Origin of the sequence: Pseudothauera nasutitermitis, assembly GCF_004801295.1 — a bacterium.
GTDB classification, from domain to species: Bacteria; Pseudomonadota; Gammaproteobacteria; order Burkholderiales; family Rhodocyclaceae; genus Pseudothauera; species Pseudothauera nasutitermitis.
The window spans coordinates 170,060-185,198 of record NZ_SSOC01000001.1; the positions used below are offsets into that span (position 1 = coordinate 170,060).

Consider the following 15,139-nt stretch of genomic DNA (forward strand, 5'->3'; position numbering starts at 1 on the left):
GATGATTTCTCGTTTTCTGGCAGGCCTGGCGGCCTGCCTGCTGCTTTCCGCGTGCGCGTCCACCCCGGCCGCGCTGGAATGGGATGCGCGGGTGATCCGCGGCGAACTGGCCAACGGCCTGCGCTATCAGCTCATTCCCGACCATGCCGACGCCGGTCGGCTCGACCTGCGGCTGACCGTGCATGCCGGCTCGGTGGACGAGGACGACGATCAGGTCGGCGTCGCCCACCTGGTCGAACATCTGGCCTTCTACAGCCACGGCGGCCATCCCGAGGACGTGCGTGCCCGGCTGCAGGCCGCCGGCTTCCAGCAGGGCAGCCACTACAACGCGGTGACCAACCACGAGCGCACCCAGTACCTGCTCAGCCCGCCGGCCGGCGGCAAGCAGGCCGAACTGGCCCTGCAGGCCCTGGCCACGCTGGCGTTCGCCGCCGACTACGAGGCCGCCGACCTGGAGCGCGAGCGCCCCATCGTCATCGAGGAATGGCGCGGCGGCTTGGGCGTAGCCGAGCGCATGAACGGGCAGCGCATCGCTGCGCAGCGCGTCGGGTCGCGCTATCCGGCGCACCGCAGCATCGGCAACCGCGAGGCCATCGAAGGCGCTGCGCTGGAACGGCTCAAGGCCTACCAGCAACGCTGGTACAAGCCGAACAACATGGTGCTCAGCGTAGTCGGCGACTTCGACCCGCAGATTCTGCGCGCACAGATCGAGCGGGCCTTCGGTGCCGCCGAGGCCGCAGCGCTGCCGGACCGCGAGCACCTGGAACTGCCGCTGGACGACCACCTGAAGGTGTTCCGCGTGCAGGACAGCCAGAGCGGCAGCAATCAGGTGGTGCTGCTGTTCCGCTTCCATGACCCCGCCAGCCGCCGGCAGGACGAACTGGGGGTGCGCGAGCGCTTGATCGACCGTCTGACCCTCGCCGCGCTCAAGCGCCAGTTGCGCCGCCAGGCGCGGCCCGAAGGCGTGACCAGCCTGACCGCGGTGAAGACGCAGATCGGCCGCCGCAGCGAGGTGTTCGGCGTGGCCGCCGGGCTGCGCGGCGATGCGCATGAGCAGGGGCTGAGCACCCTGCTGCGCGAACTGGAGCGCCTGCGCCGCCACGGCTTGCACCCCGAGGACGTCGAGGCGGCGCGTACCGAGGTGCGCGAGTTGGCGGAGCGCATGCTGGCCGGCAGCGCCGAAGCGGATTTCGCCGCTTGGGTGCGCAAGCTCAACGACGCCACCATCGCCGAGCGGCCGCTGCTCCATCCGCATGCCATCGCCCGCCACACCCTGGCCGCGCTGCAGGACATCGACGGCGCCGACCTGCTGGCCCGCCTGCGGCGCTGGAGCGGCAGCCCCGACCGCGTGCTGCAACTCAGCGCGCCGGGGGAGCGCCCGCTGGTGTTGCCCACGGAAGAAGAAGTGCTGGCGCTGGACCGGCGCATCGCCGCCGAACCACTCGAACCGCCCGCCGTGCCGCGTGCGGAAAGCGCCGAAACGCCGGTCGAGCCGCCGCCCGCCGCACAGGCCGGCATCATCCGGGAAGAACGCAGCTTCCCGGAACAGCGGGTGGAGTACTGGACGCTCGGCAACGGCGACCGCCTGGTCTGGCTGCGCCAGCCGGGGGAGGGCGGGCGCATCCGCTTGCAGGTGGAAACGGCGGCCGGTTTCGCCGATGCCGAAGTGCCGGCCTGGCAGGCGCAGTTCGCCAGCCAGCTGGCCGCGCAGGCCCTGCCGCCGTTCTGGAGCGCCGCCCAGCAGAAAGCCTGGCAGGAGGCCGCCGGCCTGCGCCTGTCGGTCGATCAGCAGGCCCGCCGGCGGGTGCTCGTGGCCAGCGCGCCGCCCGACCGCCTGGGGGAACTGCTGGCGCTGTACCGCGTACGCCAGACCCTGGTCGAACTCGACCCGGACGGTCTGGACGAGGCGCGGGGCGAGTTCGGCGAAGCCTTGCGCCGGCGGGTGGACAGCCGGCGTGCCGAGCAGGATCGCGTCTGGCAGCGTTTGAAGACGGGGCGTGCCGAGGATCGCCTGCCCACCGCCGAGGCGCTCGACGCGTTGACCGCGGAGCGCGTGCGCGAGCTGTGGCAGCGCCAGCTCGGTGCGCCGGCGACCTACTACCTGATGGCCGACGTGGAGCCCGAGCGCCTGCGCGAACTGGTACGCCGCGAACTGGCCGGCATCCCGCGCGGGACGGTGCCGCGCATGAAGGCCGACGAGCGTCTGGCCGGCAGGCGCGAGGCCAGCCTGGCCGGCGCCCTGGAGCCGCGCACCAGCCTGCAGGCGGTGAGCTTCGCCGAACAGCCGTGGACGCCCGAGGACGCCGTGCACGTGGCGATGCTCCGCGAACTGGCGCGCGAGGCCCTGAAGGCCCGGCTGCGCGGCGAGGCCGCCGGCGTCTATCGGCTGGACTTCGATGCCGAACTGTCGCCCGACGAGCAGCGCATCCTCAGCGAACTGCGCTTCGTCAGCGCGCCGCAGCGCTTCGAGGAATTGTGGGCGCTGGCACAGGAAACCCTGGCGGAGCTGCCCGCCAGCCTGGACGAAAGCCGCCTCGCGCCCTTGCGCGAACGCCTGCGCCGGCAGGAAGCCGAGCGTCTGCGCGACCCGGCTACCCAGTTCCACCGGCTGGTGCTCAGCGACCGCGCCTGGGGCGACCCGCGCTATCTGGCGCGTCAGGCGCACCTGGCCGACGCGCTGCAACTGGCGCCGATGCGGACGCTGGCACAGCGCCTGTTCTCCGCCGACAACCGCGCCGTGCTCAAGGTGCTGCCACAGGCGGCGCAATGAGGCTGCTGCGCGTCTTCCTCGCCCTGGCCCGGCCGTTCTGGTGGAGCCGGGCGGGCTGGCCGGGCTGGCTGCTGCTGGCCGCGGTGTTCGCCATGGGCATGGGCATCGTCCAGGTCAATGTGCACATCAACGCCTGGAGCAAGACCTTCTACGACACCCTGGCGACCTTCGACGGTGCCGCGCTGCTCGACCTGATGGGGGAGTACGCGCTGGCCATCGTGGTGCTGATCCTGGTGGTGGTGTCCAAGGACTGGCTGACCAAGGCGCTGATCCTGCGCTGGCGCCAGCACCTCAACGACCACCTGCTCGAAGCCTGGTTCGCCGACCGCAGCTACTACCGCCTGGGGCTGGAAGGGGAGCCGGACCACCCCGACCAGCGCATCGCCGAGGATGCCCGCCTGCTGGCCGAAAGCAGCGTCGGCCTGCTGGTGTCCTTCTTCATCAACACCTTGCAGATCGGCGCCTTCGTCGGCGTGCTGTGGGGGCTTTCCGGCACGCAGACCTTCAGCCTCGGCGGCTACAGCCTGACGCTGGACGGCTACCTGGTGTGGGCCGCCGTGCTCTACACTTTGATCGGGACGCTGCTCACCCACTGGCTGGGGCGTCCGCTGCACGGCCTCAACTACGAGCGCCAGCGCCACGAGGCGGCGTTCCGCGCCGACCTGCTGCGTAAGCGCGACCACGCCGAACAGATCGCCCTCTACGCCGGTGAAGCCGCCGAGCGGCAGGGCCTCGGCGAACGCTTCGCGGCCATCGCCGGCAACTGGCGGGCACTGATGCACCGCGAGTTCAATCTGGGCCTGTTCACCGTCGGCTACAGCCGCTTCAGCAACATCGTGCCGGTGTTCGTCGCGCTGCCGGCCTTCCTCGCCAAGACCATCACCCTGGGCGGGCTGATGCAGATCCGCACCGCCTTCGGCGCGGTGCAGGGCTCGCTGAGCTGGTTCATCTCCGCCTACCGCGAACTGGCGGCGTGGAGCGCCACGGTGGAGCGTCTCGGGCAGTTCCAGCAGGCGCTGGAGCGCAGCCACCGGACGCGGGTCGAAATACGCCGGGGCGAGATCTTTGCTACCTGTGCGCTGGATGTGCTGAAGCCGAGCGGCGAGGTACTGCTGCACCGCCTGAACCTGCACGCGGCACCGGGCGAATGGCTGCTGCTGGCCGGCGCCAGCGGCCTGGGCAAATCGACCCTGCTGCGCACCCTGGGCGGGCTGTGGCCCTACTACAGTGGAGACTGGCAGCTCCCGGCCGGGCGCTGCCTGCTGCTACCGCAACGTCCATATCTGGCCGGCGGGCGGCTGGATCGCGTGCTGGCCTATCCGGGGCTCGAAGTGCCGGACGAGGCGACCTTGCGCGTGGCGCTGGCGGTGGTCGGCCTGGAACGTCTGGGCGATGGGCTGGCGCGCGAGGCGGAATGGTCGCGCGAACTCTCCGGCGGCGAGCAGCAGCGGCTGTCGCTGGCGCGCGCGCTGCTGTGGCGTCCGGACACGCTGTTTCTCGACGAGGCCACCAACCAGCTGGAAGAGCAGGCCGCGCGCGGTCTGCTGCAGTGCCTGCGCGAATGGCTGCCGACCTGTACGGTGATCGCGGTCAGCCACCAGCCGGGCGTGCAGACGCTGTTCGCGCGCCGCGTGGAACTGTCGATGGTCGCCGGAAGACTGGCCGCGGTACCGGCCTGAGCGCGCTAATCGGCCGGCGGCGCGGGCGCTTCGGGAAACTCGCCGACGAATTCCCCGTACGCCCGCCATTCCCCCCGCACCCGTCCTTCCAGCGGGTGGAAGCGCGATTTGTAGGACATCTTGGGGCTTTCGGCGATCCAGTAGCCCAGGTACAGGTAGGGCAGGTGGAGGCGTCGGCAGGCCTCGATCTGCCAGAGGATGCCGTAGGTGCCCAGGCTGCCCCGGGGCAGATCGGGGTCGTAGAAGGTGTAGACGCTGGACAGCCCGTCGGTGAGCCGGTCGATGACGCTGACCATGCGCAGCGCGCCGCGCTCGCGGAATTCCACCAGGCGGGTATCCACGTGGCTTTGCAGCAGGAAGTGGGCGTACTGCTCGCGGTTGTCCTGGTCCATGCCGCCGCCGGCGTGGCGGGCGGTCTGGTAGCGCTGGTAGAGCGCGTAGTGCTCTTCCTGGAAGGCGAGCGGGGCTTCGCTGGCGTGCAGGCCGGCGTGGCGGCGCATGGCGCGGCGCTGGCCGCGGTCGGGCTGGAAGCCTTCCACCGCCACGCGCACCGGCACGCAGGCACGGCAGTTGTCGCAGTACGGGCGGTAGGTGAAGGTGCCGCTGCGGCGGAAGCCGTTGCGCACCAGTTCGCTGTAGATGTGCGGGTCGATCAGGTGGCCGGGGGTGGCGACCTGCGAGCGCGCCATGCGCTCGGGCAGGTAGGAACAGGCGTAGGGCGCCGTGGCGTAGAACTGGATCAGCGCGTAGGGATAGTCTTTCTGCATGGCGGTCCCCGGTGCGGTCGGTTCGGCTATCCCCAGTCGATCCCGCGCGCAGCCTCGGCGGGCCAGCGCGCGGGGGGCGGACCGCTGCGGGTCCAGGTCTCCAGACCGGCGGCGAACACGGCCCGGGGAATCTCCCGCGCGCCCATCGACAGCAGGTGTGGCGTGGTCATCTGGCAATCTATCACGGCGTAATCGCGCGCCTCAAGGAAGCGCGCCAGGTGGGCGAGAGCGACCTTGGAGGCGTCGGTGGCGCGGCTGAACATCGATTCGCCGAAGAACGCGCGGCCCAGTCCGATGCCGTACAGCCCGCCGACCAGTTCGCCGTCGAGCCAGCTTTCGACACTGTGGGCGTACCCCAGTTCGTGCATGGCGAGGTAGGCGGCGCGCATCTCGGCGGTGATCCAGGTGCTGCCGCCGGGTTCGCGCGGCGCGGCGCAGTGCTCGACGACTTCGGCGAAGGCGGTGTCCAGGCGGATTTCGAAGCGCCGCCGGCGCAGCGTCCGGCGCAGCGAGCGAGTGATGTGGATTTCGGCGGGAAGCAGCACCAGGCGCGGGTTCGGGCTCCACCACAGGATGGGTTCGCCGGCGCTGTACCAGGGGAAGATGCCGCGCCGGTAGGCGGCCAGCAGCCAGTCCGGGGTGAGTTCGCCGCCGGCCGCGAGCAGGCCGGCGGGTTCGGCGAGCGCGCGTTCGACCGGCGGGAACTGCGGACGGCCGACCAGCCAGGGGATCATGAAACGGCCCGGGCGGGCTGGACGCCCCGGGAGGCAGTGCCCGGGCCGGCCGGCGCCTCCTGGTGGAAGGTCACCACGTGGTCCGCCGCCAGGCGGATGCCGATGGCTTCGCCGATGGCGTGGTCGTGGTGGCTGGGCACCAGCGAAAGCACGCGCGTGCCGCTGGGCAGTGCCAGCGTGTACAGGATGTCCGCGCCGCGAAAGGCCTTCTTGAGCACACGCGCGCGCAGCGGGCTGGCGTCGTCATGCACGATGTCGTCGGGGCGCAGCAGCACGTCCACCGGGCAGGGTTCGCCGCGCTCGCTGCAGCCGTTGCAGCATTCCACCGGGGTGCTGCTGTGCAGGGTGCCCAGTTCCACGTGCACGCGGCGGTCGTCGAGCACGGTGCCGTGCAGCAGCACGCCCTGGCCGATGAAGTCGGCGACGAAGCGATTGGCCGGGCGGTGGTAGAGGTTGTACGGGGTGTCCCACTGCTGGATGCGGCCTTCGTGCATGATGCCGATCTCGTCGGCCACGGCGAAGGCTTCGTGCTGGTCGTGGGTGACCAGGATGGCGGTGGTGCCGCTGGCCTTGATGATGTCGCGCACCTCGTGCGAGAGGCGTTCGCGCAGATCGACGTCCAGATTGGAGAACGGCTCGTCGAGCAGCAGCAGGGCGGGGCGGGGGGCCAGCGCGCGGGCCAGCGCCACGCGCTGCTGCTGGCCGCCGGACATTTCGTGGGGATACTTGCGGCCCTGGTCGGCCAGGCCCACGGTGGCGAGCAGTTCATCGACCCGCGCGCGCCTGTCCGCCGCCGGCAGGCCGCGCAGGCCGAAGGCGATGTTCTCGGCGACGGTGAGATGGGGGAACAGCGCGTAATCCTGGAACACCATGCCGATGCGGCGCTGTTCGGGCGGGCGATGCACCTGTGTGCTGCTGACCAGTTCGCCGTCCAGGCGGATCTCGCCGCCGGCCACGCGTTCGAAGCCGGCGATGCAGCGCAGCACGGTGGTCTTGCCGCAGCCCGAAGGGCCGAGCAGGCAGCCGATGCGGCCCTGGTCGAGACGCAGGCCGAGCCGGCGGACCACGCGTTGGCCGGCGAAGGCGAGGTCGATGTCGGCGAGTTCCAGGTGGGACATGGGTACAACCTTGTGCGGGGGCGGGCAGGCGGGAAACGATTATTGCATCGCGGCCCCCCAAATGCGATCCATTACAATTCCCCGCATGGCCGATCCGATTCCTTCACCCGCGGGCAGCGCCCCGCTTGCAGCCCCCGCGGCGCCCGGCCTGGGCGCGCGCCTGCGCCAGCGCTGGTCGTGGCTGACCGTGCTGGCGGTGCTGATCGCCGCGCTGATTTCCCTGCCGGTGCTGTCGGTGTTCTCCAACGTGCTCAGCGGCGGCACCTCGGAGACCTGGCGCCATCTGGCCGACACCGTGCTCGGCGAGTTCGTCTGGAACACGGTGATCCTGTGTGTGGGCGTGGGCCTGGGGGCGGCCAGCATCGGCGTGACCGCCGCGTGGCTGACCGCCATGCACGATTTTCCCGGCCGGCGCTTCTTCGAGTGGGCGCTGGTGCTGCCGCTGGCGGTGCCGGCCTACGTGATGGCCTACGTGTATACCGACACCCTGCAGTTCGTCGGCCCGGTGCAGAGCTGGCTGCGCGAGACCTTCGAATGGCGGCGCGGGGACTACTGGTTTCCCGACGTGCGCTCGGTGGGCGGCGCGGTGGCCATGTTCACCTTCGTACTCTACCCGTACGTGTACATGCTGGCGCGCACCGCCTTCCTGGAGCGCGCCGCCGGCATGCTGGAGGCCGGGCGCTCGCTGGGGCTGGGGCCGTGGGGCAGCTTCTTCCGCGTGTCGCTGCCGCTGGCCCGTCCGGCGGTGGTGGCCGGCACCGCGCTGGCGCTGATGGAAACCCTGGCGGATTTCGGCACGGTGTCCTACTTCGGCGTGCAGACCTTCACCACCGGCATCTACCGTGCGTGGTTCTCGCTGGGCGACCGGGTGGCCGCCGCGCAGCTGTCGGCCTCGCTGCTCGCCTTCGTGATCCTGGTGCTGCTGCTGGAACGCGCCAGCCGGGGCCGCGCGCGCTTCAACAACACCTCGCGCAATGCCGGAGGCGCGCCGCGCAGGCGCCTGTCGCCGCCGGCCGGCGCGCTGGCGGCGCTGGCCTGCTTCCTGCCGCTGTTCCTTGGTTTCCTGCTGCCGGGCTATCTGCTGCTGAGCATGGCGATCACCCAGGGCGACGCGCAGTTCGGCCCGCGCTTCGTGCAGTTGTCGCGCAACAGTTTCGTGCTTGCGGCGGTCACCGCCGTGCTGGCGGTGCTGCTCGCCGTGCTGCTGGCCTACGCCGCGCGGCTGGCGCGCTCGCGCCTGCCGGAGATGCTCAACCGCATCGTCGCCCTGGGCTATGCGGTGCCCGGTTCGGTGATCGCCGTGGGCGTGCTGATTCCGGTGACCCGGCTGGACACGCGCATCGCCGCGTGGTGGGAAGGTGCCTTCGGGGTGAATCCGGGGCTGATCCTCACCGGCGGCATCGCCGCGCTGGTGTATGCCTACCTGAGCCGCTTCCTGGCCGTGGCGCTGCACACCGTGGAGGCCAGCCTGGGCAAGATCACCCCCAGCATGGACGATGCCGCGCGCAGCCTGGGGCACGGCAAGTGGGCCACGCTGGGCCGCGTGCACGTGCCCATCCTGCGCGGCAGCCTGCTCACCGCCGGCCTGCTGGTGTTCGTCGATGTGATGAAGGAACTGCCGGCCACCCTGGTGATGCGGCCGTTCAACTTCGACACGCTGGCCACCCAGGCGCATACGCTGGCGGCCGACGAGCGCCTGGCGGAGGCTTCCACCTCGGCGCTGAGCATCGTCGTGGTGGGCCTGCTGCCGATGTTCATCATTTCCCGGCAGATCGTGAAGGGCGCGCGCGGCAAGGGTTGAGGATTGGGAGAGGCGGGAAGGCCGGGGAGAGGCTGCCCTCAGGCGTTGATGGTGAAGCGGGCGACGCGGGTTTCCAGACTGTCGGCCAGTTGTTTGAGCTGCTCCGCATAGCCGGCCGAGTGCTGCACCAGCTGGTAGTTCTCGTCGGCCATCTGGGCGATCTGCTCGACGTTGCGGGCGATGTCGGCCGAGGCGGCACTCTGTTCGGCAAGTGCCGTGGATATGTCGGCCACGGCCCGGGTGACCTGGCCGGCGCCGTGGCGGATGTCGGCGATGCTGCTGCCGGCCTGGGTGGCGCAGAGCATGCCTTCCTCCACCTGATGCACGCCGGTTTCCATGTTGTTGACCGCGTCGGTGGTGCCGCTCTGGATGCGGCCGATCATGTCTTCGATCTCCTGCGTGGACAACGAGGTGCGCTCGGCCAGCTTGCGCACTTCGTCGGCCACCACGGAGAAGCCCCGCCCGCTTTCGCCGGCGCGTGCGGCCTCGATCGCGGCGTTGAGGGCGAGCAGGTTGGTCTGGTCGGCGATTTCCTTGATGGCGTACACGATGGCGGAGATGGCCTGGGACTGCTCGCCGAGCTGGGCGACCGCCTGTGAAGCCTCGCGCACGGTGTCGGCGATGCGGGTCATGTTGGCCGCCGCCTGGCCGATGATCTCGCCGCCGGTGCTGGAGACCTGCGCCGAAGAGGCGGAGATGTTCTGCGCGGTGCGTGCGTTGTCGGCGATCTGGGAGATGCTGGCGTTCATCTGTTCGATGATCGCGGCCATCGCCGCGGCGGAGCCGCTTTGCTGCGAGGAGCGGGCGGACAGTTGCACGGACGTGGTGGACAGGTGCTCCGCGCAGTCCACCAGGCGGTGCGCGGCGGTCTTGATGTCGGCGATGGCCTCACCCATGCGGGCGGCCATGGTCCGGGTGGCCCCCACCAGACGGCCGATCTCGTCGTCGCCGCGCGGTTCGATGGCCACCGTGAGGTCGCCCTCGGCAATACGCTGCATCGCCGCCACTGTGGCGCTGAGGGGGCGGCCGACCCAGCGGCGCACACTGTACGACATCAGCCCGAACAGCAGCGCGGCCAGGCCCAGGGCAGCCAGGATCAGCCGGTCGCGCAGCGCGGCGGCTTCCTCGGCCAGTTCGTCGCGGTAGGTGCCGGCAGCGACCACCCAGTCCCAGGGGGCGAAGTGGGCGAAGGCCACCACCTTGTCCCGCGGCCGGGTCTCGCCGCGTGCGGTGTTGGCGAACTGATAGTCGAGGATGCCGGTCCGGCGCTCGATCATCTCCTGGATGAAGGCGATGCCGTTGGCGTCCACGGCGCCGAGCAGATTGCTCCCTTCCTCGCCCGGATGCACCACCAGAGTGCCCCTGTCCCGCCCCGCATCGACCGCGAAGAGGTAGCCGCTGCGGCCGAACGCGATGCCGAGCAGGCGCTCCTTGAGGGTGTGCAGCTCGGCGGTGAAATCCAGGCCGATGAACAGCACCGCGACCACCTGCCCGGCCGCGTCGAGCTGGGGCTGGTAGTGGGTCATGTAATCGCGCCCGAACAGGTGGGCCCTGCCGGTGTAGGACTCGCCCTTGAGCAGCCGGACATGGGCCGGGTGCGCGGCGCCTAGCAGCGTGCCCACCGCGCGGTCGCCGTTCTCCTGGCGCAGCGAGGTGCTCACCCGCACGAAATCGTCCCCGTCCCGTGCGAACACCGTGGCGACCGCGCCGGTGACGGCGGTGAAGGCGTCCACGCCGTCGAAGTGGCTGTTGAGCACGGTCTCGCCGGAACGCAGCAGCGGGGTGGGGCGGCCGTCCACGTCGATGCTCGTCCGCTCGTCCAGTGCGAAGCCGGCCGGGTAGCCGCTCGCCAGTACTCCGCCCAGGCGCTGTGCGGTGCTTTCCAGCAACTGGTTGGAGACCGACAGCATGTCGATGGCCTGCCGGTTGGCCTGCTCGATGGCAGCCAGGCTCTTCTGCTCCAGCTTGTCGCCCAGCCACGGCACCAGCGCAATGACGGCCGCGCTGAATACCATGCCGAGCACCAGCAGTTGCACGACGCCGAGCTTGGTGGCGATCGGCCAGTTGCGGAAATCGTCCATGTCCAGCCGGCTGGGGGGCAGCGCTGCTGCCCTGGATGAAGCTGAAGCGTTTCTTTTCACTTTGATCCCCCCTTTTTGTTCAACCTTTTGGGGTGATTGTCGGTCTATTGGGTCCTTCATGTCAAAAGGTTGATAGACCACCATTCAGGTTGAATGGAGGTCGCCGTGAAGATGGACGAACGCACTTTGGCGAAAGTGGTCGGCAAGGCCATCTCGAAAAGAAGACTGGCCTGCGGGCTCACCCAGGAAGAAGTTGCCGAGCGCATCGGCGTCGGCAACGAAGCAGTGTCGCGCATGGAGCGGGGTTTGGTGATGCCAACCGTTGCGCGCTTGGTGGAACTGGCGGGGATCTTCGGCTGCGCGGCCGGCGATCTGCTGGTGGAATCGAGCAACAGGGCCGATGACCAGGGGCGTGCGATCTCGAACCTGATCGCCACGCTGTCCGAACGCGATCGGGCGTTCGTGGTGGAAATTGTCGAGAGCCTGTCGCTGCACCTGGCCGCTCCGTAGCGCACCCGGCTGATTCCGCCATGAATGGCGGAGCTTGCGTTCGACCCTGGTCAATGTGCGGTCCGCTCTGCTGGTGTTCGTCGATCCAGCCGGGCCGGCGGTTTCGGCGGCGGACGCGGTATGCTGTGCGTGGTGCGCCACCCGGGTGGCGCGCCTTCCCGTGCATCGAATCCTCTCCACCCCATGATCGAACTGGAAAAACTGCTCGCCGTGCTCCCCGGCAACTGGGAGCGCTTCATCGCCACGGTGATCCTGCTGCTGGCCGGCGTCGCGCTGTCGCAGCTGTGGGCGCGCTATCTGGCGCGCGAGGAGCTGTCCACCGAGAAGCGCCGCCAGCGCCTGGTGTGGGCGCGCAACGTGATCTGGGCGTTCACCTTCTTCACTGTGGTGTCGGTGTGGGCCTCCACCATCGCCGGCTTCGCGCTGTCACTGGCGGCGGTGGCGGGCGCCATGCTCATCGTCAGCAAGGAATTGCTGATGTGCGTGCTGGGCTACGCCTATCTCACCCTGGTGCGCCCGTTCCGCATCGGCGACATGATCGAACTGGGTGCGGTCAGCGGGCGGGTCATCGACGTGGACATGTTCGCCACCACGCTCGCCGAGTTCGGCCACGCCGGGCAACTCACCGGCAAGACCACCGGGTTCCCCAACGGCCTGCTGCTCACCCAGCCGCTGAAGAACAATTCCGCCACCGGCGAGTACATCATCCATCTGTTCCGCATGCCCCTGCCGGCCGGCGCCGAGCGCGATCTGGAGCGTGCCGAACGCGCTGCGACGGCCGCCGCCGACCACGCCACCGAGGCCTGGCGCGGCAAGGCGGAGGTGCATTTCCGCAAGCTCTCGGACGACAGCTTCATCTCGCTGCCGTCCGGGCGCACCAAGATCCTGTGGGATTTCTCCGATCCCAAGCATTTGCTCATCGTGGTGCGCGTGGCCTGCCCGCCGATGGAGCGGCTGAACGTGGAGCAGGCGGTGTTCCGCGAAACCTGGAAGCGCCTGTCGGCGGTGGTGGAGGCCGAATCGCCGGCCGAAACGGCTGGCCCCGCGGAGCCGGTGCCGAGCACGTAAGGCATCGGGTATTCCGAGCGGCCGGCGGGCGCCCGAGGCGGGCCTCGCGGGCCATATCCTTCTGATCGACGACGGGAGCCTCCATGGCGATCGAGCTCATTCCCATCATCAAGGCGGTGCTGCCCTACGTGGCCCAGGTGGCCACGGCCGCCATTCCGGTGTTTTCCTCGAAGTCCGACAAGACCGCCAAGGCGGATCCGGTGGTCGCCCGGCAGATCGAGGAACTGCAGTCCGCGGTGACGCAGAACGCCGAGTCCATCCACGTGCTGGCGGACAACCTGCGGCGCGCCATCCAGGGCATCGAGGGCGCGGCGCAGGAGGCCAGGCGCCAGGCCGCGGCCTACCGGACGATGCTGTTCGTGGCGCTCGGGCTGTCGGTCGCTTCCTTGCTGATTGCCTTGTTCCTGCTCGTCCGCTGAGCACGGGCCGGGTGTTCCGGGCGATCCGTGGGCAGGCCGAAGCGCGCTTGGCTTGGCGGGCGATCACGATTCCCAGGCAGAAATCTCATGAAACTCCCGTACTGGCCGGCCTTGCTCTGCGCCGCGCTGTTTTCCGCATCCGTCCTTGCGCAGGAGACGGTGCGCGAACGCGCGGACTGGGCGCGCCATTTCGATGCATTCGATGCGCGCGGCACGATGGTCGTCGAAGATGCGCGGGGCGAGGTGCCGGCCACCTTGGTCTTCGACGCGCGACGGGCTGCGCAACGCTATTCGCCGGCGTCCACGTTCAAGATTCCACACACCCTGTTCGCGCTCGACGCGGGCGTGCTGCGCGATGAATTCCAGGTGTTCGCATGGGATGGTGCCGTGGGCGGCATCCCCGCCCACAACCGCGACCAGCGCCTGCGCTCGGCAATGGCCGCTTCGGTCGTGTGGGTGTACCGCCAGCTTGCTGGCGCGATCGGCGAAGACGGCGCGCGACGCTATCTCGCGGCCCTGGACTACGGCAACGGGGCCTCGGCGGACGTGGCCGGCGATTACTGGCTCGACGGCAAGCTCGCCATCTCCGCACACGAGCAGGTCGCCTTCCTGAAGCGTCTGTACCGGAACGAGCTGCCATTCCGGGTGGCGCATCAGCGCCTGGTCAAGGACGTCACCATCGTGGAAGCGGGACGCGACTGGATCTTGCGTGCGAAGACCGGCTGGGATGGACGGATAGGCTGGTGGGTCGGCTGGGTGGAGCGGCCCGAGGGCCCGGTGTTCTTCGCGCTCAACATCGATACGCCGGAACGCGTCGCCGATCTGCCCAAACGCGAGGCCATCGCGCGCGCCGTGCTGCGCTCCCTGGAGGCGCTGCCCGAGTAGCGGCGGACGCTCAGGTGGTTTTCCCCGTGCGTTCCCGGCGCACGCGCGCGGCGAATTCCGCCGCCTCCGGAAGAAAGGCCAGAAAGTCTTCCTCGAAGCCGGCGTAGTGCTCCAGCAGTTCTCCGCCGGCGCCCTGCAAGGCATTGGGCTGGCGCAGGCGGTAGGCGCCGATGCGGTCGAGCGCGAGGCTGACGTTGGCCGGGTCGCGGTAGCTGGCCAGCCAGTCCTGCGCGGCCATGCGCGCGAACACCGTGGTGAACCCGGGCGGCAGCGGTTCCGGGTGGGCGGCGATGAGCCGGTAGGTGTTGGCGGTGAAGGTTTCCAGCTCGCCTTCGCCCGGCAATCGGGCCGCCAGCCGCTGCCAATGCACGGCGAGGAAGTGGTCGTAGAACAGGTCGACCATGATGCCGGCCACGCGGCGGCGCGGCGCGCTGATGCGTGCGCGGCTGCGCTGGAAGGCGGGATGGGTGTCGGCGTAGGCGTCGATGCGCCGGTGCAGCATGACCCCGGCGGCGAGCAGGGGGCCGATGCCCTCCGGTAGCGGGACCAGCCTTCCCTTGACGAAGTCGCCGGCCACGCCGCCGACACGGTCGGCGGGCAAGGGGCCGGCGAGGTAGGCGTGGGCCAGATAGTTCATGCCGCATTGTGCGCCGGATCGCCGCCGCCGGGGAACGGCGCCGATCCGGAGGCGGTGGCGCTTCGGGCGTGCGGCGATGGTCCGGCCCCGTGCGATGGGGGAGGCCTGTCCGCCCATGTCCGGCGTGCGCGGGCCTTCCACCGGCACGGCCTGGAGGGCTTCGAGGGATGGCGCCGCCGGCCGGCGGCAGCGCCGGTACGGCGCAGGGGACGGCGAGCCGGGAAAGGCTCGGGAGCCTGTGTGACTTTTCGCATGCGTCGCGTCGAAGTTGCCTCGTTCGCCGTTCTTGCAGTACGCGCCGCGCATGATAGGCTGATATTGTCGCGGTCGAGAGGCCGTGCGCCTGGCGGCGGGAGAGCCACGATGAAGATCGTATTCGGCATCTGCATGGGCCTGCTGTGGATTCCTTCGCCGGGTGCGCCGGGCGGCATCGTCGGCGTGCGCTTCGTGGCCAAGGCGGAGGACGGAGCGATGCGCGCTCCTTCACGCCTTTCCCGTGTGCTGGCAACGGCCGGCGGCGGATGCATCGACCAGCGGCCATACCGATACCGTCGGCGGTGCCGGGGACGACCGAGTGCCGGCGATGGTGCCCACGGCGGACGATACGCCGGAACCCCGCAACCGGCGTCTGGCAGTCTCCTGCGCTGATGCACGGCCTCCTTTCCATTTC

The 15,139-nt window shown here is 69.9% G+C and carries 13 protein-coding genes; 8 read left to right on the forward strand and 5 right to left on the reverse strand.

Annotated features, from left to right (window positions below; genetic code table 11):
* The first annotated feature begins 1 nt into the window (after position 1).
* Both E6C76_RS00830 and E6C76_RS00835 read left to right on the forward strand, forming a co-directional pair.
* Positions 2 to 2,770, forward strand: coding sequence for a M16 family metallopeptidase (locus tag E6C76_RS00830; RefSeq protein WP_211090067.1), 2,769 nt, complete (start codon positions 2 to 4; stop codon positions 2,768 to 2,770).
* Positions 2,767 to 4,449, forward strand: coding sequence for an ABC transporter ATP-binding protein/permease (locus E6C76_RS00835; RefSeq protein WP_136346380.1), 1,683 nt, complete (start codon positions 2,767 to 2,769; stop codon positions 4,447 to 4,449). The genes E6C76_RS00830 and E6C76_RS00835 overlap by 4 nt, the downstream gene beginning before the upstream one ends.
* Positions 4,450 to 4,454: 5 nt before the next feature.
* On the opposite strand, the gene E6C76_RS00840 is transcribed toward E6C76_RS00835, so the two are convergent.
* From E6C76_RS00840 to E6C76_RS00850, 3 genes are read right to left on the reverse strand one after another with little or no spacing between them, the layout of a single operon-like run.
* On the reverse strand, positions 4,455 to 5,216 hold the full coding sequence (locus E6C76_RS00840) for an arginyltransferase (protein ID WP_136346381.1): 762 nt from the start codon (positions 5,214 to 5,216) through the stop codon (positions 4,455 to 4,457).
* A 26-nt stretch (positions 5,217 to 5,242) separates the two neighbouring features.
* Positions 5,243 to 5,950, reverse strand: coding sequence for a leucyl/phenylalanyl-tRNA--protein transferase (aat, locus tag E6C76_RS00845; RefSeq protein WP_136346382.1), 708 nt, complete (start codon positions 5,948 to 5,950; stop codon positions 5,243 to 5,245).
* Positions 5,947 to 7,068, reverse strand: coding sequence for an ABC transporter ATP-binding protein (locus E6C76_RS00850; protein ID WP_136346383.1), 1,122 nt, complete (start codon positions 7,066 to 7,068; stop codon positions 5,947 to 5,949). The genes aat and E6C76_RS00850 overlap by 4 nt, the downstream gene beginning before the upstream one ends.
* Before the next feature lie 160 nt (positions 7,069 to 7,228).
* On the opposite strand from E6C76_RS00850, the gene E6C76_RS00855 reads away from it, so the two are divergent.
* Positions 7,229 to 8,869: an ABC transporter permease gene (locus E6C76_RS00855; RefSeq protein ID WP_230976154.1), complete on the forward strand. Its 1,641-nt coding sequence runs from the start codon at positions 7,229 to 7,231 to the stop codon at positions 8,867 to 8,869.
* A 38-nt stretch (positions 8,870 to 8,907) separates the two neighbouring features.
* On the opposite strand, the gene E6C76_RS00860 is transcribed toward E6C76_RS00855, so the two are convergent.
* Positions 8,908 to 10,950 carry a methyl-accepting chemotaxis protein gene (locus E6C76_RS00860; RefSeq protein WP_168734198.1) on the reverse strand — a complete coding sequence of 681 codons (2,043 nt, stop codon included), beginning with the start codon at positions 10,948 to 10,950 and terminating at the stop codon, positions 8,908 to 8,910.
* A gap of 171 nt (positions 10,951 to 11,121) precedes the next feature.
* On the opposite strand from E6C76_RS00860, the gene E6C76_RS00865 reads away from it, so the two are divergent.
* The 4 genes from E6C76_RS00865 (at position 11,122) to blaOXA (ending at position 13,832) form a co-directional block, all read left to right on the forward strand.
* Positions 11,122 to 11,460 carry a helix-turn-helix domain-containing protein gene (locus E6C76_RS00865; protein WP_230976155.1) on the forward strand — a complete coding sequence of 113 codons (339 nt, stop codon included), beginning with the start codon at positions 11,122 to 11,124 and terminating at the stop codon, positions 11,458 to 11,460.
* A gap of 183 nt (positions 11,461 to 11,643) precedes the next feature.
* Positions 11,644 to 12,528, forward strand: coding sequence for a mechanosensitive ion channel family protein (locus E6C76_RS00870; protein WP_230976116.1), 885 nt, complete (start codon positions 11,644 to 11,646; stop codon positions 12,526 to 12,528).
* 83 nt (positions 12,529 to 12,611) lie between these two features.
* On the forward strand, positions 12,612 to 12,947 hold the full coding sequence (locus tag E6C76_RS00875) for a hypothetical protein (RefSeq protein ID WP_136346388.1): 336 nt from the start codon (positions 12,612 to 12,614) through the stop codon (positions 12,945 to 12,947).
* 87 nt (positions 12,948 to 13,034) lie between these two features.
* Entirely contained in the window at positions 13,035 to 13,832 is a 798-nt protein-coding gene (blaOXA, locus tag E6C76_RS00880; protein ID WP_136346389.1) for a class D beta-lactamase, read from the forward strand.
* Between the two features lie 10 nt (positions 13,833 to 13,842).
* Here blaOXA and E6C76_RS00885 read toward each other — a convergent pair whose 3' ends face one another.
* On the reverse strand, positions 13,843 to 14,469 hold the full coding sequence (locus E6C76_RS00885) for an acyl carrier protein phosphodiesterase (RefSeq protein WP_136346390.1): 627 nt from the start codon (positions 14,467 to 14,469) through the stop codon (positions 13,843 to 13,845).
* A gap of 363 nt (positions 14,470 to 14,832) precedes the next feature.
* Between E6C76_RS00885 and E6C76_RS00890 the strand changes: the two genes are divergently transcribed.
* A complete protein-coding gene (locus E6C76_RS00890) occupies positions 14,833 to 15,117 on the forward strand; it encodes a hypothetical protein (protein WP_136346391.1) in 285 nt (94 codons plus the stop codon).
* Positions 15,118 to 15,139 lie beyond the last annotated feature (22 nt).

Bases quoted from the DNA above. Each gene is read 5' to 3' on its own strand.
- E6C76_RS00830 (WP_211090067.1), top strand. From the start codon at position 2: ATGATTTCTCGTTTTCTGGCAGGCCTGGCGGCCTGCCTGCTGCTTTCC.
- E6C76_RS00835 (WP_136346380.1), top strand. From the start codon at position 2,767: ATGAGGCTGCTGCGCGTCTTCCTCGCCCTGGCCCGGCCGTTCTGGTGG.
- E6C76_RS00840 (WP_136346381.1), bottom strand. From the start codon at position 5,216: ATGCAGAAAGACTATCCCTACGCGCTGATCCAGTTCTACGCCACGGCG.
- aat (WP_136346382.1), bottom strand. From the start codon at position 5,950: ATGATCCCCTGGCTGGTCGGCCGTCCGCAGTTCCCGCCGGTCGAACGC.
- E6C76_RS00850 (WP_136346383.1), bottom strand. From the start codon at position 7,068: ATGTCCCACCTGGAACTCGCCGACATCGACCTCGCCTTCGCCGGCCAA.
- E6C76_RS00860 (WP_168734198.1), bottom strand. From the start codon at position 10,950: ATGGACGATTTCCGCAACTGGCCGATCGCCACCAAGCTCGGCGTCGTG.
- E6C76_RS00865 (WP_230976155.1), top strand. From the start codon at position 11,122: ATGGACGAACGCACTTTGGCGAAAGTGGTCGGCAAGGCCATCTCGAAA.
- E6C76_RS00870 (WP_230976116.1), top strand. From the start codon at position 11,644: ATGATCGAACTGGAAAAACTGCTCGCCGTGCTCCCCGGCAACTGGGAG.
- E6C76_RS00875 (WP_136346388.1), top strand. From the start codon at position 12,612: ATGGCGATCGAGCTCATTCCCATCATCAAGGCGGTGCTGCCCTACGTG.
- blaOXA (WP_136346389.1), top strand. From the start codon at position 13,035: ATGAAACTCCCGTACTGGCCGGCCTTGCTCTGCGCCGCGCTGTTTTCC.
- E6C76_RS00885 (WP_136346390.1), bottom strand. From the start codon at position 14,469: ATGAACTATCTGGCCCACGCCTACCTCGCCGGCCCCTTGCCCGCCGAC.
- E6C76_RS00890 (WP_136346391.1), top strand. From the start codon at position 14,833: ATGAAGATCGTATTCGGCATCTGCATGGGCCTGCTGTGGATTCCTTCG.